Raw genomic sequence first — 24,748 nt, 5'->3', positions numbered from 1 at the left:
TCACCGCAGGACCGGATCGCCTCCGCTGCGGTGGAAGCGCTCGAGGTCGCGCAGGGTCGGCGCCGCCTCCCAATCGCCGGGCGTGAGGCACGCGATGGCACCGCAGGTGTTGCCGCGGTGCAGCGCCGTCGCCGGGTCGCCGCCGGCGAGCCGGGCGCTGAGGTATCCGGCGACGAAGGCGTCGCCGGCACCGACGGTGTCAACCGGGTCGATGCGGAAGCCCGGCGCTGCGATCGTGTCGGCGACGACCCGGGTCGTCGCTCCCGCCGCCCCGCGCTTGACGACCACCTCGGCCACGTCGCCGGCCAGCAGCGCCGTCGCCGCCGCGTCCGCGTCCGCTCCCCCGACGAGCTCGAGCTCGTCCTCGCCGCCGAAGACGACGTCGGCGGCCTCGGCGAGCTCCCGCAGCACGGGCGCCGCGACGGACGGCTCCGCCAGCGCCGAGCGGTAGTTGATGTCGAAGCTGACCGGCACGCCGGCGGCTCGCGCACGCCGGATCGCCGCGTGCAGCGCGTCGCGCGCCGTCGGCGAGATCAGTGCGGTGATGCCGGTGACGTGGAGCAGCGCGGCATCCTCGATCCACCCCTGCGGCAGATCATCGGGGTGCAGCCGCGACCCGGCCGACCCGGAGCGGTAGTAGTGCACGGCCGTCGTCGCGGCGGTCGGCCGCTCCTTGATCATCAGACCGGTCGGTGCACCCGCATCGACCGCGGCCCGCACATCGACCCCCTCGGCGCGCAGCTCGCGCACGACGCGCTGGCCGAGGGAGTCATCGCCCACCCGGCCGGCCCACGCGGCGGGCACGCCCAGCCGCTGCAGTGCGATCGCGACGTTCGACTCGGCCCCGCCGACGCCCAGCGCGAGCGATCCGACGTGACGCAGCGAGCCCGTCTCGGTCGCCCGCGCGAGGGCCATCGTCTCGCCGAGGGTGACGACGGGACGCCCCGCGGCGGCGCGTTCGACCGCGCCCCGTTCGGCGAGGACGTTCACGCCGACCCGCCGGCGCAGACCGCGACGAAGCGGCGGGTGCGCTCGCGCAGGGCACCCAGGTCGCCCCCGACGAAGGCGTCGCCGAGCAGCGGTCCGCCGACGCTCACCGCGACGGCGCCCGCCGCGAGCCACGCACGGGTGCCCTCGAGGTCGACGCCGCCGGAGGGCACGACCTGGATGTCGGGGAACGGACCGCGCAAATCCTTCGCGTACCCGGGGCTCACCTGACCCGCGGGGAAGACCTTCACCGCCGCGGCGCCGCGCGACCACGACGCGAACAGCTCGGTCGGCGTCAGGCCGCCGGGGACGATCGGCAGCCCCGCGGCGACGGCGTGATCCACGAGCCCGGCCGAGGTCACGGGCGTCACGACGTACGGGGCGCCGGCGTCGATCGCCCGCTGCAGCTGATCGATGTCCGTCACCGTGCCCACGCCGATGTCGGCGGCGCCCCGGTAGCGCTCGATGAGCTCCGGCAGGCGGTCGAACGTGCCGGGCGTCGTGAGAGTCACCTCGACGCTGCGCACGCCGGCGTCCACCAGGACGTCGATCACTCGGTCGTAGTCCTCGGCCCGCTGCGCGCGGGCCACGATGACCAGGCGTCCGTCACGTGTCAGCGGCGGCAGCGAGGGCCGGGATGCCGCGGTGTCACCAGTCATGCATCGTCCCGTCGGTCAGCCGGTTCACCGGCAGATAGGCCTTGGTGTACTCGAAGGCGCCGGCGGCGGCCTCGTCGAGCTCGACACCCAGCCCGGGGGCCTCGCCGGGGTGCAGGAAGCCGCGGTCGTACGTGTACGAGGTGCGGAAGACATCGAGGGTGGTGTCGCTGTGCGGCATGTACTCCTGGATCCCGAAGTTGTGGATGGCCAGGCCCAGATGAAGCGCCGCCGCCATACCGACCGGTGAGATGTCGGTCGGGCCGTGGATGCCCGACTTGATGCCGTAGACGGCGGCGAAGTCGAGCAGCTTCTTCATCGAGGTGATGCCGCCGGTGTGGGTCACCGCTGAACGGACGTAGTCGATCAGCCGCTCGGTGATGAGCGTCTGATAGTCGTACACCGTGTTGAACACCTCGCCGATCGCCAGCGGCGTCGTCGAATGCTGGCGCACGAGGCGCAGCGCGCTCTGGTCCTCACCGGGCGTGCAGTCCTCGAGCCAGAAGAGGTCGTAGGGCTCGACGTCCTTCGCGAACCGGGCCGCCTCGATCGGCGACATCCGATGGTGGCCGTCGTGGAGGATGCGCAGGTCGGTGCCGAAGTCCTCGCGCAGCCGGGCGAAGACGCCGGGCATGTGCGCGAGGTACTTTCGGGTGTCCCAGCTCTCCTCGACGGGCCGGGTCGCCGACGATCCGTCCGCAGCGCGCTTCGCGGGCTCGTAGTTGTACTTTGCGCCGGGCTTGTTGGTCGCCACGCCGTAGATCTGGCCGAGGCCCGGGATGCCCGTCTGCACGCGCACCGCCGTCACACCGCTGTCGACGTAGGCCGACACCGCGTCGTGCAGCGAGGCGTAGTCGGCGCCCGACGCGTGCACGTACACCCGTAGGGCGTCGCGGCTCGCGCCGCCGAGCAGCTGGTACAGCGGCATCCCGGCCTTCTTGGCCTTGATATCCCACAGCGCCATGTCGACGGCGGCGATGGCGGCCATCGTCACCGGACCCCGCCGCCAGTACGGCGCGCGGTAGAGGTACTGCCACGTGTCCTCGATGCGGTCCTCGTCGCGGCCGACGAGAGTCGAGGCGACATGATCGCGCAGGTAGGACGCGACCGACAGCTCGCGCCCGTTGAGCGTGGCGTCGCCCCAGCCGACGACACCGTCGCTCGTGGTGATCTTGAGGGTGACGAAGTTGCGTCCCGGGCTGGTGACGCTGATGTCGACGAGGTCGATGGTCATGCGGTGCCTCTTCCTTACATCGCGGCGCGCGGATCGGTCAGATCGCGCCCCGTCCACTCGGGCGCCCAGATCGCGCCGATCAGCGCCGCGGCCGTGAACAGGCCCATCAGCACCATGATCGGGACGATGCTGCCCGTCGCCGCCGACACCCAGGCCGCAGCCACGACCGGGCCGATGCCGGTGGCGATGATCGCGGCGATCTCGCGCACCATGGCCGTCAGGGTGTAGCGGTTGCGCGCACCGAAGATCTCGGGGATCGAGATGTTCTCCATCGACGCGAGGCCGAGCACCGAGATGTTGTGGACGATCGCGTAGCCGACGAAGATCCACAGGGTCTCGGCGGTGTTGATGAGCAGCAGCGTCGGCACGATCAGCACGAGCGACAGCGCCGACATGATGATGTACATGCGACGGCGGCCGAACGTGTCGCCGAGGATGCCCACGAGCGGAATCGTGATGAAGCCGAGCAGCGACGACACGATGACGACCTCGGGGCCGACCTCCTTCGACACCGCCAGGGTGATCGTGATGAACGAGATCAGGTAGGTCTGGACCAGGCCCGAGTTGCCGGCCTGACCGAAGCGCAGCAGGAAGGCGACGGCGACGGCCTTGATGGGCTTGCGCTTGAGCGATTCCAGGGTGCGGATGTCGTTGGTCGCGGTGGCCAGCTGCACCATCTCGTCACGCGACAGCGCCTTGCCGTCGACGACATCGGTGCGCTCTTCGAAGACCGGGCTCTCCTTGAGGTTGAACCGCACCCACAGGGCGAACACCATGATGACGGCGCTGCCGATGAACGGGATGCGCCAGCCCCACTCGATGACGTCGGCCTCGAGCATGACGGCCAGCAGGATCGCCCAGACGGCCGAGGCGAACAGCGTTCCGCAGTTGGTGCCGAGCGCGACGAGCGAGGCGATGATGCCGCGCCGGTTGTTCGGCGCGTACTCCGAGAGCATCACGCCCGCCCCCGAGATCTCGGCGCCCGCGCCGAAGCCTTGCGCGAGTCGCAGCACGACGAGCAGGATCGGAGCCAGCAGGCCCACCTGCTCATACGTGGGGAGGAAGCCGATCAGCGTCGTCGCGGCACCCATGAGCAAGATCGTGTAGAAGAGCACCTTGCGGCGTCCCACGCGGTCGCCGATGCGGGCGAAGAAGAACGCGCCGACGGGGCGGGCGACGTAGCCCACACCGTAGGTCGCCATCGCGAGGACGACGGCCATGCCGGGGTTGTCGGCGTCGAAGAACAGCTGGCTGAAGACGAGGGCGGCCGCCAGCGAGTACAGCTGGTAGTCCATGAACTCCAGGGCGGTGCCGAGCCATCCCGAGACGGAGGCGCGGACCAGGTCGCCCATCGAGCGCTGGGCGGTCGGGGGCGCCGCAGTGGCGGCTGCGCCGGGGGTCGGTGAGTTGCTCATCGGAATACTCCTTCGTAGTGATGCGCGTCTGGTGTCCGTGGGTGGCGGACGAGACTTCGGGGTCAGAGGGCGAGGAGGACCTTCGCCGAGAGGGAAGAATCGCGGGCGAGCTCGAACGCGCGGACCGCTTCGGCGGCGGGCACGACATGCGAGACGACCGCGTCGAATGCGTCGGACTCCGCGAGCATCGCCACCGCGGTGTCGATCTCGTCGGTGAAGCGGAAGGCGCCGCGCAGCGTCAGCTCCTTCGCGAGCATCGGCGCCAGGTTGACGCCGATCTCGGCGTTGGCGAGCATGCCGACCTGGACGACGGTGCCGGCTCGCCGGGCGGCGCGGACCGCCTGGGTGAGCGCCGGCGCGACGCCGGAGCACTCGAAGACGACGTCGAACGACTCGTCGGCGATCGTGTCGGTGCCGACGAGGAAGAGCTCGCTCGCGCCGAGCGACCGGGCGCGCTCGAGGGGCTCGCTCCGCACGTCGCTCGCGGCCACGACGCCGGCGCCGGCGCGATGCGCCGCCGCCGCGACGAGCAGCCCGATGGGGCCCGCGCCGATGACGAGCACGCGCTTGCCCACGAGCTCTCCCGCGAGCCCGACCGCGTGCAGCGCGACCGCGAGCGGCTCGGCGAGCGCGGCGCGCTCGAGGGGCAGACCCTCGGGCAGCACGCGCACCATGTGCTCCTCGACGATCAGGTACTCCGCCGCCCCGCCCTGGCGGTGGGGATCCGCCGCGGCGCTGCCGAGGTAGTCGCCGCCCGCGCGCAGGTGCGGGTGTTCCTCGAGGCCGGGCGTGGCCGGACCGAAGCGCGCCGGGTGCACCGTCACGGGCGTGCCCGGGGCCAGTCGCCCCGAAGGGTCGGCGTCGACGACTCCCGACAGCTCGTGGCCCGGGGTCAGGGGCTCACGGATCGTGTACTCGCCGTTGGCCCCGTGGAAGTAGTAGTGCAGGTCAGAACCGCAGATGCCGACGAAGCCGACGCGCAGGCGCACCTCGCCGGCGCCCGGCTCGGGCACGCTGCGCTCCTCCCAGCGGACGTCCTCGCTGGCGTGGATCGCGAGAGCCTTCATGCTCGGTGCTCCTTCGTCGTGGTGTCGGATGCGGCGGACGATGCGCCGACGCAATCATCGATGGCAGCGGCCACCCCGTGGCGCGCGATCGTGTCGACGAGCTGTCCCACGCGATCGATGAACGCGTCGCGCTCGGCCAGACGCTCGCCGAAGAGGCGGCGCTCGCCGACGACGCGCTGAGCCAGGTCGCGCCCATCGCGCGCGGACGCGGCGAGATCGGCCAGTCCGGCGCGGGCGGGATCGGTCATGGCGCGCGCATGCTCACCGGGGTCGGTTCCCGGCAGCGGCGCGATGCAGGAGAGGTAACCGGCGACGGTCAGGGCGATGAGGTGCGGCATCCGTCCGGCGTCGAGCGCCTGCAGCGCCGGCTCGGGGATCCGCTGGCCGAGCTTGACCGAGCCGTCCGACCCGACCTGCGTCGTGCGGTGGCCCAGCGCGCTGTTGCCCCAGCGCTCGAAGAGCTGCCGTTCGTACTCGCGGACGTCCACCGCCGCGGGCACGTCGACCGAGGGCTCGTACTCGTCGCGCAGCACCGCTCGCGCGGCGGCTTCGATCCCCGCCGATCCGATCGCCTCGGGGATCGTCGCGGCCCCCGACAGGGCGCCGAGATAGGCGATGAGCGAGTGAGTGCCGTTGAGGAGCCGCACCTTGAGCTGCTCGTACTGGCCGACCTCGTCGGTGAAGACGGCACCGCCGGCCTCCCACGCGGGGCGGCCTCCGGCGAAACGGTCTTCGATGGCCCACATCGTGAACGGTTCCGCGGGCACCGGGACGTCGTCGCGCACACCGAGCAGCGCACTCACCTCGTCGCGCAGCCGCGGAGTCGTGGCCGGCACGATGCGGTCGACCATGCTCGAGGGGAACGTCACGGCCGCGTCGAGGTAGGCCAGCGTCTCGGCGCCCTCGGATGCCGGCAGCGCCGCGAGGAACTCGCGCACGAGCTTCTCGGTGTGCGTGCCGTTCGACGCGAGATTGTCGCAGCTGAGGATCGCGATCGGCGCGCCCCCGCTGCTCGCGCGCCGCTGCAGCCCGCGAGCGAGCTGCCCGATCGTCGAGCGCGGCGTCCCCCCGCCGAGGTCGGCTCGGACGACCGGATCGTCGATGTCGAGGTGCTGCGTGGCGGGCGAGTAGCTGTAGCCGTGCTCGGTGACGGTGAGCGTCGCGATGCGGATGCGGGCGTCGGCGAGGTCGGCCACGACCCGCTCGGGGTCGTCCGCCGCGACGTACGCGTCGGTGTGGACGCCCGGGATGCTCAGCGCCGTCGAACCCGGCGCGATCGTGGCGACCGCGTAGAGCATGTCCTGCGCGCGCAGCGCCTCGACGATGCCGCGCGAGCGCGAGGCGACCCCGACGATCCCCCAGTCGCCGCCCTGCGCGTCCATCGCCGCAGCGGTGTAGGCGGCCTGGTGCGCACGGTGGAAGCTGCCGAGCCCGAGGTGCAGGATGCCGGCGGCACGAGGCGCCGGACGGACGGCGATGTCGCCGTGCCGGCTGCGACCGAGCCGGGCGGTGCCGCCGGTCATGTGCGGGTGCTCTCGGCGGCGGCGCACTGCGGCGGGAGATCGGCGATGATCGTCATGGAAACAATGGTGCGGGGTTTGTACAACGTTGTCAACCTCTTACATCGCCGAGATGCAGGATCATGGGAGGGCGAGGAAGGACGGGGCGAGCGTGGCAGCGACTTTGACCGACGTGGCACGACGGGCCGGAGTGTCCGTGGCGACGGCGTCGCGCGCGTTCGGCGAACCCGATCGTCTCGCCGCCGCGACCCGTGAGCGCGTGCTCGTCGCGGCCGGCGAACTCGGGTACGCCAACCCTCAGGCGGGCACGGCGCGCCGCACGATCGGCGTCGTCTTCCCCGACGTCGCCAACCCGGTCTATGCGACGACGCTCAAGGCGATCCAGGGCCAGGCGTGGCACGGCCGGCACCGCACCGTCGTGTTCGACGCCGACGAGGACCCGCGCCGCGAACGCGAGCAGATCGAGCGGGCTCGCGAGCTCGACGGCATGCTGCTGTGCTCGCCGCGTCTGCCCGACGACGACGTCCTCCAGCTGGTCGGCAGCACGCCCTGCGTCGTCGTGAACCGCCTCATCGAACCGCTGCCGAGCGTGCTCATGGACACCGAGCACGGACCCACCCAGGCCGTCGAGCACCTCGCCGCCCTCGGCCACGACCACATCGCGTACGCCTCCGGCCCCCGCGGGTCGTGGGCCGACGTCCGCCGTGCCGACGCCATCGCCCGGGCGTGCGAACGCCACGGCATCCGTCTCACGCGCCTCAGTCACCATGCCGCGTCCATTCAGGGCGGCCGGGCCGCAGCCGCGCCGGCCTCCGCGAGCGGCGCGACAGCCGTCATCGCGTACAACGACCTCGTCGCCCTCGGTGTCGAGGCGGGCATGTCCGAGATGGGGATCGCGTGCCCCGACGACGTCAGCATCGTGGGGATCGACGACATCGACCTCGCGGGGGCGGTGACGCCGGGCCTCACGACCGTCCGCATGCCCATCGACCGGTGCGGTGCGCTCGCGGTCGACCTGCTGCTGCAGGCCCTGACGGGCGGGGCCGCTCCCGAGACCGTGACGCTCAACTCGCAGCTGATCGTCCGGTCCTCGACCGCCGCGCCGGCCGGCCGCTGACCGGCATCCGCCCCGGCGTCAGCCGTTCTTGCCGCGCGCGGCGACGGGCCACCGCTCGCTGCCGGATGCCGTGACCGCGACGACCTCGTCGACGAGGTTGAGCACGAGACACACGTGGTTCGGGATGACGTCGAGCAGGCTCCCCAGCGCGGGCACCGGCTCATCGGCGGGCCATGACACCGTCGCGTGGTGCTCCGACAGCGCCACGATGACCGCCTCGGGCTGCCCCGCGATGCGCCCGTAGCCCGGGGCCCAGGCGGGCCGGTCGCTGCCGAGCACCTTGCTGCCCGCGTCGAGGACGAGGTGCGTCGCGCCATCCGGACCGGCGTGCCGGCTGACGACGGTCGCGACGACGGTGAGCGAGCGCGATGTCGTCCGGGTCGCACCGCCCCAGCGCGAGCTGTTGGGCGTCGCCGAACACGTAGACACCCGGCCGCACCTCGGTCGCGCCATCCGCAGCGGTCGCCAGCACGCTCGGGGTCGATCCTCCGCTGCGGCGCTCCACCGTGAAGCCGGCGGCCTCGAGCCCCGCCGCTGCGGTGCGCAGCGCCTCGCGCTCCTGGATCGCCGCCTGCTCGGGAGCCCCCGGCGCGTAACTGTGCCCCGGGAACGTGAAGACCCCGGCCACGCGCAGCCCGCCCGCCCGCGCCGCCTCGGCGACGGATGCCGCATCCTCCGGCGCCGCTCCGCTGCGGTGGTGCCCGCTGTCGACCTCGACGAGGACCTCGAGCCGAGGCGCCGCCGCGCCGAGCGTCCGGGCCGCGTGGGCGGCGCCCTCGACGGAGTCGACGCCGAACGACACGCGCGCCGACCGCGCGAGCCGCTCGAGCCGAGCGGCGCGATCCGGGGTCAGCCACAGCGGATACGCGGTGAAGACGTCGGTCGCGCCGTGTGCGACGAACACCTCGGCCTCGCCGATCGTGGCGACGGTGAGTCCGACCGCGCCGGCGTCGAGCTGCATCTGGGCGATGCGCGGAATCTTGTGCGTCTTCGCGTGCGGACGCAGCGCGAGACCGCGCTCGCGGGTGGCAGCGGCCATCCGGTCGATGTTGCGCGCGAGCACGCCGGCGTCGATCCGCACGTAGGGGGTGTCCATGCCCTCACGCTAGTCACCCGGCGCCTGCGGCCGCCCGTGACGCCGGGCGAGAAGCACGAAAGCCCCCGGCGGACCGGGGGCTTCGCGGTGGCGGAGACGGAGGGATTTGAAATCGCGCCGATGACAATCGAGGTCAACTGAAACCGCGTGATTCCGCGGGTTCTGATGTCGCAGACTACCGCTTCGATCAGGTCGGTTCGGTTCGATTCGTGGCAGAAACGTGGCAGCGATTTCGCACTGCACTAGGGCTCAGCTGAGGGCGGACCCTCTCGCGCTGGCGCTAACCCGCGCGACTAAACCAGCGCGGACAGCGCCGGGCTCAGAGGCTGGCACGGCCTCCACCACGGCCTCCAGCGCCGCATATGGCTGAGCGCAGAACGCGGCGGATGCCAATTGTCCAGCTTCGGTCGCGATCACATTGATGGAGCGCCGGTTGCCGGGGACGGCTTCGCGAGCCATGAGGGCCCTTGGCCTCGGCGCGGTCGACGAGACCGGTGAGGGCCATCTTCTCGATGTCGAGGTCGGCCACGCGCACCGGCCCGTGGCTGAGTAGCCCGAGCACGCGGGCCTGCATAGGCGTGAGACTGTTCGCCTCGGCGTCCACCGGCGTCGGGATCACTCGGTAATCCATCGCAACAGGGGAGCGGCGTGGGAGTCACTGTACTCCTGCGTCGCTCCCCGATTCGCGGCTCGGACGCTAGCCAAGGTCGCCCCACTCTTCTGCTTCTACCTTTGCCTCCTCAGCGCTTCTCGTGGTCGCCGTCGGCGTGGGCGCGTTGATCTCGGCGAGCAACCCCTCGATCCCCCAGGCCAGATAGTAGGCAAAGAACGGATCCGTGATCGTGAACACCGAGGTAGCGCCCGAGTCTCTGTACTCAAGTACAGGTTGAAGATCTGCGCGAGCGTACGGGTCCATTCCCGCTTCGATCTCCGCTTGCAGTGCCTGGAGCGACGGAAGCTTCTCCAATAGCTTGGTAGCAGCGATGAGGGACATGTTCTTGATAGTCGCGGTTGGGACGGTCTTCGGAGGTGGGTCGATCGCGACGATCGAACCTATCGCGGAGCGAAGCTCGTCCTTCGTCAACTCGAGCTTGGGCCCGGTACTAGCTACGGCGCGAAGAATCAGTTGGTACCCATCAACAGATTGTCCCGACTTAAGCGGGACGAGCTTTCGGTCGCTTCCACGCGTCTCGGGACCCTTGGCGAGCTTCGTAACCCAGCCTTTGATGTCATCAAGCAACTGCCCTTCGAAGAACTCCTTCCAATCACTGGGCGCGTCGAGCTCTCTCACTTCGGCGAGCTCACTCGAGATATCGTTCGGGGGCCCGGAGACGAGTTCTCTACACAGTTGCTGCATTAATTGAGGACTACCGAAGCTCTGCTCTGCAAGCCTCGTCGCGAGGGTGTTGTCTGCATCAACGACGCGCAGCTTCACGAACCCGTCACGCGCAATGCGCGTCAGCTCGTCTGTATTCCAGTAGTCAACAGCTAGCGGAAGCATCCGGCCGCGCATGTCATCCAGGCTGGTGAGCACGTTGATGACGCGGTTCCCAATCGAGATGAAGACGACTCGACGACCCGCCGCCGTTTGAGAACCGAACACGAGCGGCTTCAGGGCCTTGATGATCTCCTCCTGCGTATCGCGCGCGACGAAGTGGATGTCATCGATAACCAGGGGTCGTTCGGTGCCCAGTAGAGCTTCGCGCACGACGAGTTCGATCGGCCGCTCGACGGTAAACCTAACGTCGTGTGCCGAGGACTCTTCGACTGTCGCGCCAGCAGACACATTCGTCCCGGACAGCCCCACCTGCGAGGCGACAGTCGCGCCAATCTGTTCGGCCTGGGCCGTGGATCGCTCCACACCGGTGAAGAGACCCAGCTGGTCAGCGATGCGCGCCCACATCACGCTGGTGGAGGTGAGCCCGTGACCATCAATCCATATCGGATTGTGTTGCCCAAGCAGCTTCTGCACCAGCACCGTCTTGCCGGTTTTCGAGGGGCCGTTGACGACGAGGATCTTGCCACGGTCAACCCACCAGCTGTTGACTGCACTCTCTTCGGTCGCCCGCGGACTATATGTGTGACGAGGGAACTGGCCCGGGTTGAACACCTCGCTAGTCGCGAGGACGTCGGTTCGGAGTGGAGAGGCTTTGGACATGAGGCGAGCATACTGAGCGCTCACGACGGAGTCGCGAGTGACCACGAGGATTGGAGGCAAACATCTCCCATGTCACGAGCGGCGCATACTGTTGGGGATTGGGAGGATCCGAACGTGACTGCTGACGACAACCAGGTCGTGCCAATTTGGGCGATTGGAACCGAGGACGTGCGAGTACCGGATCTTCTCGATCCTGACGGCATGACGCCGGCGAGGCTTGGGGAGCTTCGCACAGCCCTAGCAGCGCTTGCGGATGCACCGATCGCGACGCTGGAAGCACACCCGCTCGCCGTGCGACGCGATCCGACCGGAGGCATCTCGCTTCACGCGGCCAGCCCTCTCGCTCAGCAGCTCTCGCAGTTTGTTGCCCAGACCGCGAAGTCGCTGCCGAAGAGTGTCGACGTGGGTACGTCTGGGGAAGTGCTGTACCGAATGGTTGTTCCAGCCAAGGTCGCAGCCCAGTTCGGGCAGGGCCTTGTGAAGCCGATGGCCTCCAAGGCGGCTACAGACGGGATCTACAGCGCGTTGCGCGACTCCAGCGGCATCGTTGCCAAGGCGACCTTCGTTCCGGTTGCAGGGAAGGCCGCGACTACAGCGGGCGCCACCACCGGATCGGCGGCGACGGCCGGCGCTGCGGTTGCCAGCGCAAGCGCGCTGACCGTTGCCGCGCCGCTCGTCCTGATGGCAGTTGCAGTCGGCGTAAGCGCATATGCCGATCACCAACGCCAGCAGGCAATCGAGAACATCACCGAGTTGCTGGAACAACTGCACGAGGACGCATTGGAGAAGGAACGCAGCGACCTCGACGGTTGCCGCGACGCGATCGACAAGGCGACGTCGATCCTCCTCGATCAAGGCAAGATCGGCCTGTCGCTGGGACTCGACTCGGCGTCGTATGCAATCAGCACTGCCGTCGAGCGCACGAAGCGGCGACTCGCCAAGTGGCAGGAGGGGATGGAAAAGCTCCCCGATGGACCGGTCGAACTCCCGGACTTGGAGAAGGTCTTCCCAGGCATCACCGACGTCGGTGGGTTGTTTCGTGCGCACCTCGGACTCGCGCGACTCGCGATTGCACTGAAGCGCCGCGTACTCGTTCTACAGGCCGTCGAACACGCCCAACTTGAGGGCTCCACGAATCCATTCCGAAGCTTCCTCGGGACGCTTCAAGCGGACGAGCGGCGAGTGGACGAACTCGAATACGACATCAAGTCGGTCCTCGTGCGCCTAGCGACACTCGAGCTGAAGCGCCACGGGGGCTTCCGCATCCCTGCCTTCACACCGCGCGAGGTCGACAAACTCCTCGGTGCCGCATATCGCCTCCGGGCGCTTGGAGCCGACGTCGACATGCCAACAGTTCCCGCCGACGTGGCTATCGAGATCGAACGCCATCGCGATGGTTCGCTCATGGTGTTCCCCGCGGCGGCCGCGTGATCTGTCCAAGCCCGTCCTATTCGCGGGCCACGCCACGATCGTTGGAACTGCCGCCGCGGTCGGGCGGCTACGCCGAGCGCTCCAGGAGCTCCACGAACCGGAAGTAGGCCTCGAAGTAGTCCCTGATCATGTTCTTGAAGACGGGGTCGACCTCGAACTCACCCGAATCGACTTCGACTGTGCTCACCTTCTCAGGGCCGAGTCCGAAGAACCCTCGCTCGCCGGTCCTAACCTCGACGCGGTCCATGCGGATCTTGTCGACCCGAGGAAGGTTCTCGGTCCGTACCTCACCTGATCCCGTCACGTCGGTCACGCGAGGAGAGTCGCCAGACCAATCCTGATCGGCAGTGACAGAGAACTCCCCAGTGACCTCCGGGCCGTACCGATTATTCAGGTAGGCGATTGCCAAGTCGTGCGCGATCTGCTCTCGACTCATGGTCGGCATCCGCCGGCTCGCCTGCTCCCGGTTGGCGGGTGCGGCGTCGGTACGCGTTTCCGCGCCACCCGCGGACGGGCTCACGTGGTGCGTCCATGCGAGGCCGTCCCAGTACCGCTGCGTCCCATCTACCTGCGGGTACCAGCCTGCCGGAGGCGATGCGGCCATGGGGTGTTCTCCTCGTCGCAGAGCGGCACTCTCCACTTTGGGGAGTGAGATCACGATATCGCCAGGCGCCACAGCGTGATGCGAAGCCGCCCAAATCTGGCCTTGAATCATTGACGCCGCCGCCCTTCACAGTGCACGCGGCCAAGCGGCCGAGAGATCGCTCTCCTGATGTGTCGGCTTTATCAGCCCTGAGGCGGGCACTCTTCCGACCATCGACCAAGGACGTATCCGTCGTGCACGAGGCCGTGGTTGATCCACATGCGCGCGCAGCTCTCCGCCACAACTGATGACGTGAGTGTTCTCGCTGGGGACACCGCGGTCTGACCGAGCACATCCCGTTCTTCGTCGGTCACCACCTGCTCGTCCTTCGTGCGCGCCACTTCCTCGACGACGAAGCAACCATCCGTGCCGTGGAGTTCTACGACATATCGCCGGTAGCCGAGTCGAACGACGCGCGCTGCCCTCTCCTCTGAGTCATCTGTCCACATCCAGAACTCGCGCGCACCCTCGATCTTGTCCATCAGAGCCAACCCGATCCCGTCGTATCCATTCGGATCGGGAACCGGGAACCAAGCGAAACCGTCGTCGTGCGCGCCACGCGTGACGACCCTGGGGGCACGGTAGACCCAACCAGGCGGCAACGGGATCCATCCATTTCGCGCGTCCGGGGGCATCACCGAGACACCCCCGCAGATGGGCGGCGCGCAAAGTTGGGCGGCGAGGCGAGGTCTTCAATCACGCGCTCAAGCTACCCGCGGGTCCAGACATGCTGGCCCCCTCGCGACACGCTCCCATCCTCGTTATCGGTGCTCGAGGAGCGTAAGCGGAGACCGCAACGTTCCGACCATTTGCGCACGCTGCCGTGTCAGGCGTGCCAGCAAGCGGAGCGGGCGAGGACGCCGGTCGCCAGCAAGGATCTCGGTATCGATAGCGCGCGGCGACACACCCCCAGGGAGCACGAACTCAATCCACGCGAGGGCAACAGCTCGCGGATTCAGTTCGCGGACGTCCGCATCGAGGTACACGTTGGCGAGGAAGACGCATCTGCCCGCCCGCGCTGTCGCCCGCTCCGCGAGCACCGGCAGCGACCGCGGCAGCCGCGACGTGTTCGTCATCGAGATCGCCGCACGCCAGACCTGCTCGACCACGCGGTCCTCGACGGCATACGCCGGGTGCATCTCGAGCTTCACGTGGTCGATCACATACACGTGGCGAGCGCGCCGCTTCCACCACACGAGGCCGACCATCGATGCCGTCGCGATGACGAGCACCGCCCACATCCAACCGTCCACTGCGACCACCCCCTTGCGTATGCCTCAGGCATACTCCGGGCGTCAGACACGCGACTGATCAGAACTCCCCGATCGCCAGCCCCAGGCGCAGGTACAGGTCAGTGATCGCCTCGTTGTCCGCGCTGTATTTGACCCAAACACCCTTCCGCGACTCCCCCGGCACCATCGGCGGGTCGGCGATGACGAGGCCGGCAGCCTCGAGCTCGTTCAGCCGCGGCTGCACCGTCGTCGGGCCAAGATCCAGCGCATCGCAGATCGGACCGACCGTGACGTCGGGGTTCGAGCGCAGGTAACGGAGGATCGCCGCCTTGACGAGGTTGCCGAGAAGACCGATCGGATCCTGGGCATCTTCCGAGCCCGCTGGTTGCGCGAGACGAGGCATGCTCTAAGTCTCGCGCAACGCTCAACTCGAAGTCCAGCAAAGCACACAATTTAGTTGTTTACTTTTCGCGCACACTGCTATACCGTGTGGGCATGTCCAGTCGGCGAACTTCCGCAGCCACGAAGCGCACCATGCGCGGCACGGCGCAGTTCGCGCGGCGCGCGGGTCGCGACCGGATCAACGGCGTCAACGGCACCTCAGTGCGACCCCAAACCATCCCCTCCTCCACGTGCATCGATTCCTCGTCGGTTATCCACATCCTCGACAAAAGGCGCTATCGCGCGCCCGTCGACGTGCTTAGGATGCCGACACGGCGACCGACGCGCGAGCCCTTCCACCCGTGCCCGGTGGCCGTCCTGAAAGATCAGGAGGCCTGACCGGTGATGATGAGCCAGAGTTCGGGACGCCGCGGAGTCGCGTGGGCGATCATCGGCGGCCTCGTGCTACTCGCCGGAATCGTCGCGATCATCGTGAGCGCGCTGATCGCGCGGCCGACGCCGACACCATCGGAGGCCATCGGAGGCACTGCCTCCGCGGACCCCACGCCGCCTGTCGCGCCGGATCCCGAACCCACTGGCACGGTCGTCGACCCGACCGCCGCCGACCGCGGATGGACGCCCGAACCGATCACCACTGATGCCGACACATACATTCGCGCGGCGCTTGCGGCGGCATCCACCTTCGACACGACCAAGAGCACGCGCGAGGAGTGGCTCGACTACCTCGACACGTGGTTCACGCCCGATACCCGGTTCACCAACGAGGCTGACCAGATCGCCGCGATGACCGACTCGCAGACCGAGCTGCGGCAAGGCGTCGTTTTCCCGCAAGACGAATGGGACTCGCTCGCGGGCGAAGACGGCCGCGTTGTCGCCGTCGTCACCAGTGACGTCACCGACGTCCCGGTGACAGACGACGAGTCCGGCGACATGTCCATCGGCACCGCCGATGTCACGCTGAGCTTCACCCGGTCCGACGGATCCGGCGGCGAGACCTCGTACGACGACCACGTGCGCGTGAGCGTGCAGGTGCTGTGCGGCGCGGCATCGGTACCCACCCCCGACACCGACCAGCGGTCAGGAGACTGCAAGGTCGTCCGCTACTTCACGGAGCCGTTGGAGCCCTGACATGGAAGCCCCGGTGATCGCCGCCGCAGCCCTCAACACGAGGACTGGTCGGAAGATCCTGGTAGGGGCGCTCCTCGTCTTCCTGCTCGGCACGGGGTTCATCCTCACGCCGCTCATCGCAATCCCGTTCGCGATCTCCGGCGCCAGCGCGACGGCGAACGAACCCGTGAAGGATACGGAGCTTCCTGCGGTCAGCGGAGAGTGGGGCTACCCGCTCGCGGGTGACTATTCGAAGGGACGCGGGTTCGGTTATCACCCAGTTGAGGGGTGCAGCTACTGCAAGTCTGACCACCGCGGTTACGACATGGACCAGCCCTGCGGTGCGACCGTCTTCGCAGCCGGACCGGGCCGCGTGACGGTCGCCGGCGCGTACTTCGACTACGGCAACGCCGTCGTCATCGACCACCGCGGCGGCCTGCTCACCATCTACGGACACATGCAGTGGGAGTCGCTCCGCGTAGGCGTCGGCGACGAGGTGTCCGCCGGCACGCCACTCGGCGCCGAAGGCTCGACCGGCCGGTCGAGCGGCTGTCACCTGCACTTCGAGGTCCGCGACTCCGGCGTGCGCATCGACCCCGAACCATTCATGGCCAACCTCGGCCTCCCCCTGAAGTAGTCAACGAAGGAGAACGATCATGTCCATTCACACCGTGCCGACGGATGTCGATGTTCCCGACATCCAACCGGACTTCTCCGCCCCGTTCTTCCAGGGCTTCCAAGTCATCGCGTCGTACATCCTCGCGGGGGCGATGCTCGTCGTGCTGATCATGCTCATCATCGCCGGCGCAGCGCTCGCGTTCCGCGGCCTCGCGTCCGATCGCGTGCGCACGTGGGCCGGCGAGAACATCCTCTGGATCTTCATCGCCGCGGCCGTGCTCGGTGCGGCATCCGGCCTCTTCGCGTGGTTCGTGAACTTCGACTTCGGATTCTGATGAACATCACGCGCGCTCTCCGGATCGGCTTCGTGGTCGGGCTGCTGCTCATCCTCGGGTCGGGCTCCGGCGCGCACGCCGTCGAAACGGACGCCGCGCGGATCGTCCCGATGGATGCCGTGAGCGGCGAGCCGTGGTCGGCGCCGGCCTTCGACGTCGACTGTCAACGCGCAAGCGATCAGGTCACCTGCACGCCGAACGACCCGAACAACGTCACCGCACAGCAGTGCTTTGTGGGCGTCTCGATCGACGGAGCGCGGACGACCGTCTGCACGACCTACGAAGGCCACGTGCAGGCAATTCAGGCTGACGGCGGTCGCGCTCTCATCGTCAAGTACGGCTGCAGCTTGGGCGACGCCGTGTGCGTCACGTTCGAGAATGCCGGGCGGGGCATGGCCCTCGCCGCCACCGGCATGATGTTCCTCGTCGCCGACAACATGCGCTTCGACACGTCCACGTTGCTGTGGACGGCCGCCGTCGACCAGTGGTCCTTCTGGCAGTGGGCGATCCTCGTGGTCACCTTCGGCGCGATGGTGTGGGCGATCGCCGCGGCCGTCGTGTCCGGCGACAGAGAAGAACTCGTCGGTGCGCTCGTGCGATCGTTCATAGCGGTCCCCGCGGTGCCGATCTCGCTGTGGTTCACCGGGCACCTACTCAACGCCGTCGACGACATGACCTGGTACATCATGGCGCAGGACGGCCGCGACGGCCTGTACTCGACGTTGCAGTCGGTGATGTGGGCCGGCGGCCAAGCGAACTACTTCTTCGCCTTCCTCATCCACCTCCTGCTCATGCTCGGAATGCTGCTGCTGATGCTCGTCTTCGCCTTCCGCAACATCGTGCTCGCCGCCCTCATCATGGTGGGTCCGGTCGCCTGGATGCTGTTCCCCGTGCGCGGGATCGGACCCCAGTGGGTGGTCCGCTACGTGTCCGCGATCTTCGTGCTACTGCTGACCGGCCCGCTCACGATCGGCTTCGTCACGCTGATCATCAACGGCCTGGCATCCGTGAAGACGATCTGGAACCCGCAGTCGTGGCCCCTCATCGTCGGGCTCGTGCTCGTCGCGTTTGCGCCCTTCGCGATCTTCGGGCTGTTCAGCTTCGCGGGGGCCGTCGCCGCAGACGGCATCGGTTCGCGACTTGGCTCGCACGGCGGACGCATGGCCGCGGGCGCGGCGCGCTCGGCCGCGCGGATCCCGACACGGCTCGGATCGCTCCCCTCGTGCATGCACTCCTCGAACTCTCGTCCCGGCTCGACGTCACCGACCTCGAAGCCGGCCACGGCCCCCGAAACGACAGGCGTGGCAGCGCGAGGTGGCTCGGCACCGGCTCGAGCGCAAGCCGCCACCACGCGCTCCCCGCAACCGACCGCTCCCCACCCGCCCACGACGCCCGGCACCGCCCAGACGCCGACGCCACAGCCCGCGGCATCCCCACCCCGCTCTCCCCAATCCACATCCGTCGCCAAGCCTGATCGGAGTTCTTCATGACCGAGTCCACCGAGTACGCGCGTCCCGTCCGCCTGCCTCGCCGCTCGCGACAGGGCGTCGTCATGGGCATGGATCCGTGGCAGCTCACGTTCATCACGACCGCCGCAGTCGCGCTGCTCATCTTCGTGAACCGCTTCGGCCCGCTGGGGCTCCTCTACGGCGCTCCGATCTACCTCGCGTTCGGCATCACCGCGCTGACGACGATCCGCGGGATGTCGACGCCGAGGATGGCGGGACTGTGGCTCATGAAGCAGGTCCGCCACGCGACCGGCGCCACGACGGAGAAGTTCCGCCCTGAGCGACCACGGCTGACCGGCACGCTCAACCTGCCCGGCACGCGCGCCTCGATCCAACTCTGGGACGTCAACAACGTCGCGGCAGCCTACAACCCGCAAGACCGATCGGTATCCGTGATCGCGGAGCTCGAAGTGCAGGGGTTCCTCATGCACGACCTGCCGGAACGGTTCGACCTCGCGGAGCAGTTCGACCGCGTGCTCGGCCCGTTTACGCAACGCCCGGGCGTGAAGCGGGTCACGCTGCAAGAGCGCACACTGCCGACGACGATCCGCGCCGCCCGAGAGCACTACGACACCGTACACCGAGTCCAGAACCTGAGCGCCGACTCCCCCGTCGCGCACAATTACCAGGACGTGATGGACCTGTCCGAACGGTTCGAAGTCGCCCACCGCAACTACATCGTCCTCACCCTCGACCTCGTCGTTCTCGGCGGCCAGCTCAAAGCGCTCGGCGGCGGGAAGGAGGCGATCGTCACGCTCGCGCAGATCGAAGCGGGGAATCTCGCGGACGCCCTGACGTCCGCGAAGATCACGGTCCGTCGCTGGCTCTCCCCACGAGACGTCGCCGCGCTCGGGCGGCTCGCCTTCGATCCGGAGTTCGCTTCCACTGTCCAGAACCGGCCGGAGGCCGTCGCCGGCGTCGATCCCGTGGCCGTCGGGCCGATGTACCTCGAGGAACCGAAGGGGCGCAACGGCATCGTCGTCACCGATTCGGGCGTGCACACGACGATGTGGGTGCACGAGTGGCCACGGTCCGACTCACCCGTCGGGTTCCTCTCCCCTGTCGTGTTCGCGCGGCATCCGCACACCGGCGAAGCGATCACGCACATCTTCTCGATCGTCCTCACCCCGGTGCCCGTAGGGAAGGCGCTCAAGCGCATCCGCGATGAGAAGAAGGTGTGGCGGGGCAACGAGTCGCTGCGGGCGAAGCGCGGCGCCGACGGATCGGCCGCGGATGCCGCGGACTGGCGCGCCCTCGAGCAGCGCGAGCAGGAGATCGCACGCGGCCACGGCGAGTTCCAGTACGGCGCCTACCTCACCGTCACCGCGCCCGATGAGGAACGCCTCGACCAGGCCATCGCCGGGATGCGCAACGCGCTCTCGCGCGCGGGCATGGAGGCGCAGGTTCTCTACTGCCAGCAGGCCGAGGCGCTCATGGTCAACGCGCTGCCGATCGGGATGGGAATGAAGTGATGGTCAGGCACGCGGCATCCTTCACTCCCGTCGAGCTCAGTCGGCGCGAGAAGCGCGATCTGCAGCGCGAGATCAACCGCACTCGACAGGACCAGAAGCCCACGCGGACGTCCCGACGCGATCGCGGGCTACCTGAAGCCGCTGTTCCGGGGCCGTTTGGGCCGGGGCTGGTGCGCGGCGGCTACTGGAACCTCGCGAAGGCGTGGATCCCACCGCACCAGGCGACGTCGCAGCACATCGCGGGCATCTACCCGTTCGTCGCCGATTCTGGGCTCGGTCATCGCGGGCCGATCCTCGGCGTCGACCTCAACGCCGACGCGTTGTGGCACTTCTCGCCGTGGGAGGCGTACGTCGACTCGTCCGAGCGAGGCACCTTCTCGACGAACATCCTCGTGTTGGGTGCGTACCGCGGTGGCAAGTCCGCGACCGTGAAGACGCTCGTGACGAGGTCGATCGCGTTCGGGCATCAGGTGGTTGTCCCCTCCGATCCCAAGGGCGAGTGGGTGGCGGTGGCCGAGGCGATTCCCGGCGGTCGGGTGATCCGACTCGGCGGAGGCACAGGCACGCGGCTGAACCCGCTCGACCGCGGTCCGCGACGAACGGGCGCGACGGACGAGCAGCACGAGCAGATGGTGAAGCAGCGGCGCATCGGCACGCTGATCGCGCTCATCGAGATGACTCTCGGCGCACGTCTGTCGGCGGTCGAGCACGCAGCCCTACTCGATGCGCTTGACCGCTGCATTCTCCGCACGGACGACCACCCGACGTTGCGCGGAGTGTTCGAGGAGCTCGGCGAGATCGCGGGTGAGACGGATGCCGCGTTCCACGCCGCCGAGGGCGCGATTCAGCCGCGGTTCGTGCTGCGCCGGCTTGTCGAGGGAGACCTGTCAGGCCTCTTCGAAGACGAGTCCACCGTGGAGTTCGACCAGGAAGCGCCGATCGTCGTCACCGACACGTCCGAGCTCTTCGCGCGCGGCGATCTTGCCGCGCAGCTCACGCAGGTGTGCTCGACGGCGTGGATCCAGGCCGTGATCTCCGACCGCGCCGCGCATCGCACGCGCTACGTCGTCCGCGAGGAGGGCTGGCGCGACATGACGTCGCTCTCGTCGCTGCAGATGTTCCAGCAGTGGCTGAAGCTTTCGCGCCACTACGGCATCAGCAACATCGTCATCCTGCACAAGATGGGCGACCTCGACGCCGTCGGCGACGAAGGATCGCTCGAGCGGTCACTCGCGTACTCGATCGTCGGCGACATCGAGAACAAGTTCATCTTCCGTGTGAACAGCCAGGAGCAAGCGGCGCTTCGCGCGCGACTCAACCTGCCGGCGCCGCACGTCGAGATGGCTCGGCATCTGCGCAAGGGCGAATTCCTCGCGTACGTCGGTCAATACTCCTACCTCGTCGACTGCTTCGCGACGTCGACCGAGTGGGAGTACGAGTTGTTCGCAACCGACGATGCGTTGGCCCCGGCGGACCGCGAAGAGACCGACGTCCGCGCGATCGACGCGGCGACGCTCGACACGCTGTGGCCGGAAACACGTGAGATCGACACCGGGATCGAGGGCTGGCTCACTGCCGGACCTCGCGAGAACACCGAGGAGCAGTGAGCATGAGCACGATCATCACCTACCCCCGCGCGTACGCGACGGTGAGCGGCGCACACGTGACTTTCGTCACGCTGGACGGTCATGCGGAGTCGATCCCCGCAGCCCCCGACGAAGACGTGCGGCACGCGATCGTCAGACGCGCGACTGACGAAGCCAAGCGCACGGGAGCGACCGTCGAACTGATCACCTCGGGCGATCGAGGCGACCACCGCCTACTCGTCGCGCCGGACGGGCACCTCACACCCCTCGAGCCCGCGGAACCGGTCGCCACCGCGACCACCCCGACAACGACGTATGGAGAGGAGGTGAGCGAAGAAGCTCCGCAGCCGACCGCGCCGGACACCCCCGACACGGCGGCTGCGGAGCCGCCCGCTCGCCCCTCCTTCCTCGCACCGGCATCCGGTCTCACCACAGGCGCGGGTGGTTGGCGACGATTCGCGCAGCGGTTGGGGATCACAATCAAGCCCTCGGCGGCCGAGCGTCAGCGCACAGAGTGGACGTCCGTCGTGTCGAGGCAGTGGGCCGGATGCCGCACGATTGCGATCGCAAACGGCAAAGGCGGCGTCGGCAAGACCATGACCACCGCGATGCTCTCGGCGGTCTACGCCCGCGAGGGCGGCGGCAATGTGCTCGCGTGGGACAACAACGACACCCGTGGAACGCTCGGGTGGCGCACCGAGCAAGGCCTCTACGACACAACGTTGCGCGACCTGCTGCCCGAGGCATCCCGCCTGCTCGCACTCGGCGCCGGGATCTCCGACATCACTCGCTTCGTGCACCACCAAGCCTCGGACCGCTACGACGTGCTTCGCTCGAACCCGGAGCTGCTCGCGACCGATCAGCGCATCGCATCGGCCGAGTTCGACCTGCTGATGCAGGTCGCGGCACGGTTCTACCGCCTCGTCCTCTTCGATTCGGGGAACGACGAATCGGCCGAGCGCTGGCTGCGCATGGTCGACAACTCGTACCAGCTCGTCATTCCGACGCTCGCGACACCCGAGTCCGCAGAGTCCGCCGCCTTACTGCTCGACGCACTCCGCGGACGCGACGAGCGATCCAGCCTCCTCGCCGACCGGGCGGTCGTCGTCGTGACCCAGTCGGAGCCCTCAGCCGCTGCCGCGTTCCGCATCGCGGACGGATTCCGGGATCACGTGCGCGCTGTGCAGATGATTCCGTTCGATCCCGCCCTCAAGGCCGGACCGCTCCGATTCGACGCGTTGCGGAGACGTACGCGCGACGCCTGGCTCGCAACCGCCGCAGCCGTTGCCGAAGCGCTGTAGGTACCGATCATGAACCAGGGGATGCTCGGCAAGGCGATCGCGATCCTCATCGCGGCTGCGGTGATCCTGTCGTTCGCGTTCGGCTTCCTCGCCGAGCTCGTCACTCAGATCGCCTGCGGCGCGCGACCGATTCCCGAGCACCTGTTCGCCGGGCTCGGCCTCGCGATCACCGGCGATGCCTCTGCGTACGCGGCACCAGCGCAATGCGCGATGCCGGTCGCGGCGATCCGCATCGTGGATGCCGCAGCCGTCGTCCTGATCGTCGCCGCGGCCGTCTGGATTCTGGTCGCCGTGCGTCGCTACCGGGAGTCCGACCGCGCCTTCCTTGCCGACCTGCGCACCAGGCCGGGATTCGCGACCTCGAGTGAGATCCGCGACCATCTCTCCGCTAAGGCCGTGCTGCGTCGAGCGGCGCAGCTGCGCCCTGATCTCGCTCGCCCGCAGGCGACAGACGTCGGGTGGAGAGTCGGCACGGCACGCGGACGCGACGTGTACGTCTCCATCGAAGACTCCGTCGCGCTCGAAGGCCCGCCCCGCTCGGGCAAGGGCTACCGGATCCTGATCTCGGCGATCCTCGACTGGTCGGGTCCTCTCATCACGACCTCGACGACGAACGACAACCTCACGGCGACCATGCGGATGCGGCAGGCCCGCGGCGACGTCCATGTGTTCGACCCGCAGGGACTGTCCGGCGTCCGGCATCCGCTCCGCATCTCGCCGATCGCCGGATGCGAAGACCCGCTGGTCGCGATGCAGCGCGGCAGCGCGATCATCACCGGCACCGCGCTCGGCTCCTCGACGACGAACGGCGAATGGGCACAAGCGTCCGGCGTCGTCCTCGGACGACTCCTCCACGCGGCCGCCGTCGGCGGCATGTCCATCGCAGAGCTCTACGACTGGGGCACGAGCCCGGCGCAGACGCGGGACGCGGTCGAGATCCTCAAAGCCGACGGCGCGCCGGGCTGGGGCGACAGCCTCGATGCCACCATCGCCGGCGACGAGAAGCTCGTCTCGTCCATCTGGTTCGGGGTCAGCGGTGCCGTCGCTCCACTCGCCGTGCCCCAGATCCGCGACGCGCTCTCTCCCCGCCCGGGGGACCCGGCGCTCGACCCGATGAGCTTCCTCGACGCGGCGAACACGCTCTACCTGATCGGTTCGTCGTCCGGCGCGGCCGCGATGGGTGGATGGCTCGGCGCCGTCCTCGACGACATCGTTGAGGTCGCCCGCAAGCGCGCACTCGCCCTGCCAGGTGCACGGCTCACGCATCCGCTCGGACTGATCCTCGACGAGATCGCCAACATGTTCCGGTGGGGCAGCCTGCCACGGATCATGGCCGATGGCGGCGGTCGCGGCATCTGCACGTTCATCGTGCTGCAGGCTCTCTCGCAAGCCGAGACATCATGGTCGCGGGCGGAGGCCGACACGATCTGGGCCGCCGCGACGGCCAAGGTGCTGCTCGGCGGAGCGAGCCACGTCGACCACCTGCGCGACATCGAGTCGCTCCTCGGCACCCGCGACACCCGTCGCGAACAACGGTCGTGGTCGACGCGCGACGCCGGCCACTCGACCAGCGAGCAGCACGAGCGGCGACCCCTCATGTCGGTCGACGAGATCCGCCGACTGCCACCGACCGCCGGCCTGCTCGCGTACCGCAACCGCCGGAGCGTGCTCCTCGACCTCGCCGGATGGGACGAACGTCGCGACGCCCGCGCAATCCAACTCGGCAAGCGCGAGACGGAGCAGGAGCAGCGGAGCACCTTCGAGGATGCGCACCGAGCACCGGCGGCACCCGAGCCAGCCGCAGCACCCGTCAAGTCCGCAGAGGCGGTGAGCGAGGAGTGAGCAATCGCCGCACCCCGCTCC

At 68.6% G+C, this 24,748-nt stretch carries 23 protein-coding genes and 1 pseudogene; 11 read left to right on the top strand and 13 right to left on the bottom strand.

Annotated features, from left to right (window positions below):
- The 6 genes from JOF37_RS12130 to JOF37_RS12105 all read right to left on the bottom strand — a co-directional run bounded on the left by JOF37_RS12130 (window position 1) and on the right by JOF37_RS12105 (window position 6,882).
- Complete coding sequence (locus tag JOF37_RS12130; RefSeq protein ID WP_271175075.1) at window positions 1-990, bottom strand: sugar kinase; 990 nt, start codon at window positions 988-990, stop codon at window positions 1-3.
- The gene (locus JOF37_RS12125; RefSeq protein ID WP_210007045.1) at window positions 987-1,646 is read right to left on the bottom strand and encodes a bifunctional 4-hydroxy-2-oxoglutarate aldolase/2-dehydro-3-deoxy-phosphogluconate aldolase; all 660 of its coding nucleotides are present in this window, start codon (window positions 1,644-1,646) and stop codon (window positions 987-989) included. The genes JOF37_RS12130 and JOF37_RS12125 overlap by 4 nt, the downstream gene beginning before the upstream one ends.
- Window positions 1,636-2,877 (bottom strand): D-mannonate dehydratase ManD, encoded by a 1,242-nt coding sequence (manD, locus tag JOF37_RS12120; protein ID WP_210007044.1) that lies wholly within the window; start codon window positions 2,875-2,877, stop codon window positions 1,636-1,638. Before manD ends, JOF37_RS12125 begins: the two co-directional genes overlap by 11 nt.
- Window positions 2,878-2,891: 14 nt before the next feature.
- On the bottom strand, window positions 2,892-4,292 hold the full coding sequence (locus JOF37_RS12115; protein ID WP_210007043.1) for an MFS transporter: 1,401 nt from the start codon (window positions 4,290-4,292) through the stop codon (window positions 2,892-2,894).
- Between the two features lie 62 nt (window positions 4,293-4,354).
- On the bottom strand, window positions 4,355-5,359 hold the full coding sequence (locus JOF37_RS12110; protein WP_210007042.1) for an L-idonate 5-dehydrogenase: 1,005 nt from the start codon (window positions 5,357-5,359) through the stop codon (window positions 4,355-4,357).
- The gene (locus JOF37_RS12105) at window positions 5,356-6,882 is read right to left on the bottom strand and encodes a mannitol dehydrogenase family protein (RefSeq protein WP_210007041.1); all 1,527 of its coding nucleotides are present in this window, start codon (window positions 6,880-6,882) and stop codon (window positions 5,356-5,358) included. The genes JOF37_RS12110 and JOF37_RS12105 overlap by 4 nt, the downstream gene beginning before the upstream one ends.
- Before the next feature lie 148 nt (window positions 6,883-7,030).
- Here JOF37_RS12105 and JOF37_RS12100 point away from each other — a divergent pair, with 148 nt between their 5' ends.
- The gene (locus tag JOF37_RS12100; RefSeq protein ID WP_210007040.1) at window positions 7,031-7,996 is read left to right on the top strand and encodes a LacI family DNA-binding transcriptional regulator; all 966 of its coding nucleotides are present in this window, start codon (window positions 7,031-7,033) and stop codon (window positions 7,994-7,996) included.
- Between the two features lie 18 nt (window positions 7,997-8,014).
- Here the strand turns inward: JOF37_RS12100 and JOF37_RS15580 are convergent, their stop codons facing one another.
- The 3 genes and pseudogenes from JOF37_RS15580 to JOF37_RS12090 all read right to left on the bottom strand — a co-directional run bounded on the left by JOF37_RS15580 (window position 8,015) and on the right by JOF37_RS12090 (window position 11,250).
- A complete protein-coding gene (locus tag JOF37_RS15580) occupies window positions 8,015-8,449 on the bottom strand; it encodes a type III PLP-dependent enzyme domain-containing protein (protein WP_245338158.1) in 435 nt (144 codons plus the stop codon).
- Between the two features lie 13 nt (window positions 8,450-8,462).
- Window positions 8,463-9,035, bottom strand: a pseudogene (locus JOF37_RS15575) (alanine racemase); the annotation flags it as partial.
- A 754-nt stretch (window positions 9,036-9,789) separates the two neighbouring features.
- On the bottom strand, window positions 9,790-11,250 hold the full coding sequence (locus JOF37_RS12090) for a hypothetical protein (RefSeq protein WP_210007039.1): 1,461 nt from the start codon (window positions 11,248-11,250) through the stop codon (window positions 9,790-9,792).
- A gap of 114 nt (window positions 11,251-11,364) precedes the next feature.
- On the opposite strand from JOF37_RS12090, the gene JOF37_RS12085 reads away from it, so the two are divergent.
- A complete protein-coding gene (locus JOF37_RS12085) occupies window positions 11,365-12,681 on the top strand; it encodes a hypothetical protein (protein WP_210007038.1) in 1,317 nt (438 codons plus the stop codon).
- A gap of 67 nt (window positions 12,682-12,748) precedes the next feature.
- Here the strand turns inward: JOF37_RS12085 and JOF37_RS12080 are convergent, their stop codons facing one another.
- The 4 genes from JOF37_RS12080 to JOF37_RS12065 all read right to left on the bottom strand — a co-directional run bounded on the left by JOF37_RS12080 (window position 12,749) and on the right by JOF37_RS12065 (window position 14,959).
- Window positions 12,749-13,285, bottom strand: coding sequence for a DUF2510 domain-containing protein (locus JOF37_RS12080; protein WP_210007037.1), 537 nt, complete (start codon window positions 13,283-13,285; stop codon window positions 12,749-12,751).
- A 182-nt stretch (window positions 13,286-13,467) separates the two neighbouring features.
- Window positions 13,468-13,806 carry a hypothetical protein gene (locus tag JOF37_RS12075; protein ID WP_210007036.1) on the bottom strand — a complete coding sequence of 113 codons (339 nt, stop codon included), beginning with the start codon at window positions 13,804-13,806 and terminating at the stop codon, window positions 13,468-13,470.
- Window positions 13,807-14,085: 279 nt separating this feature from the next.
- Window positions 14,086-14,586: a hypothetical protein gene (locus JOF37_RS12070; RefSeq protein WP_210007035.1), complete on the bottom strand. Its 501-nt coding sequence runs from the start codon at window positions 14,584-14,586 to the stop codon at window positions 14,086-14,088.
- Window positions 14,587-14,635: 49 nt separating this feature from the next.
- Window positions 14,636-14,959, bottom strand: a complete 324-nt coding sequence (locus tag JOF37_RS12065) for a winged helix-turn-helix domain-containing protein (protein ID WP_204962933.1) — start codon at window positions 14,957-14,959, stop codon at window positions 14,636-14,638.
- 92 nt (window positions 14,960-15,051) lie between these two features.
- Here JOF37_RS12065 and JOF37_RS12060 point away from each other — a divergent pair, with 92 nt between their 5' ends.
- Genes JOF37_RS12060 through JOF37_RS12020 form a run of 9 tightly spaced genes read left to right on the top strand, consistent with a single transcriptional unit; the run spans window position 15,052 to window position 24,727 of the window.
- Window positions 15,052-15,336, top strand: coding sequence for a hypothetical protein (locus JOF37_RS12060; protein WP_210007034.1), 285 nt, complete (start codon window positions 15,052-15,054; stop codon window positions 15,334-15,336).
- Window positions 15,337-15,345: 9 nt separating this feature from the next.
- Window positions 15,346-16,086: a hypothetical protein gene (locus JOF37_RS12055; protein WP_210007033.1), complete on the top strand. Its 741-nt coding sequence runs from the start codon at window positions 15,346-15,348 to the stop codon at window positions 16,084-16,086.
- Window position 16,087: 1 nt separating this feature from the next.
- The gene (locus JOF37_RS12050) at window positions 16,088-16,702 is read left to right on the top strand and encodes a M23 family metallopeptidase (protein ID WP_210007032.1); all 615 of its coding nucleotides are present in this window, start codon (window positions 16,088-16,090) and stop codon (window positions 16,700-16,702) included.
- Between the two features lie 19 nt (window positions 16,703-16,721).
- Complete coding sequence (locus tag JOF37_RS12045; protein WP_204962929.1) at window positions 16,722-17,018, top strand: hypothetical protein; 297 nt, start codon at window positions 16,722-16,724, stop codon at window positions 17,016-17,018.
- Entirely contained in the window at window positions 17,018-18,508 is a 1,491-nt protein-coding gene (locus JOF37_RS12040) for a hypothetical protein (RefSeq protein ID WP_210007031.1), read from the top strand. Before JOF37_RS12045 ends, JOF37_RS12040 begins: the two co-directional genes overlap by 1 nt.
- Window positions 18,505-19,998 carry an SCO6880 family protein gene (locus tag JOF37_RS12035; RefSeq protein ID WP_210007030.1) on the top strand — a complete coding sequence of 498 codons (1,494 nt, stop codon included), beginning with the start codon at window positions 18,505-18,507 and terminating at the stop codon, window positions 19,996-19,998. Before JOF37_RS12040 ends, JOF37_RS12035 begins: the two co-directional genes overlap by 4 nt.
- Window positions 19,998-21,605 (top strand): putative type IV secretion/conjugal transfer ATPase, encoded by a 1,608-nt coding sequence (locus tag JOF37_RS12030; RefSeq protein ID WP_210007029.1) that lies wholly within the window; start codon window positions 19,998-20,000, stop codon window positions 21,603-21,605. The genes JOF37_RS12035 and JOF37_RS12030 overlap by 1 nt, the downstream gene beginning before the upstream one ends.
- A 2-nt stretch (window positions 21,606-21,607) precedes the next feature.
- Entirely contained in the window at window positions 21,608-22,885 is a 1,278-nt protein-coding gene (locus JOF37_RS12025; RefSeq protein ID WP_210007028.1) for a ParA family protein, read from the top strand.
- Window positions 22,886-22,894: 9 nt separating this feature from the next.
- Entirely contained in the window at window positions 22,895-24,727 is a 1,833-nt protein-coding gene (locus JOF37_RS12020; protein ID WP_210007027.1) for a type IV secretory system conjugative DNA transfer family protein, read from the top strand.
- The last annotated feature ends 21 nt before the right edge of the window (window positions 24,728-24,748 follow it).

It is taken from the genome of Microbacterium imperiale, from assembly GCF_017876655.1.
In the GTDB taxonomy this organism is placed as follows: Bacteria; Actinomycetota; Actinomycetes; order Actinomycetales; family Microbacteriaceae; genus Microbacterium; species Microbacterium imperiale.
This window is presented reverse-complemented; position numbering and strand designations above follow the sequence as displayed.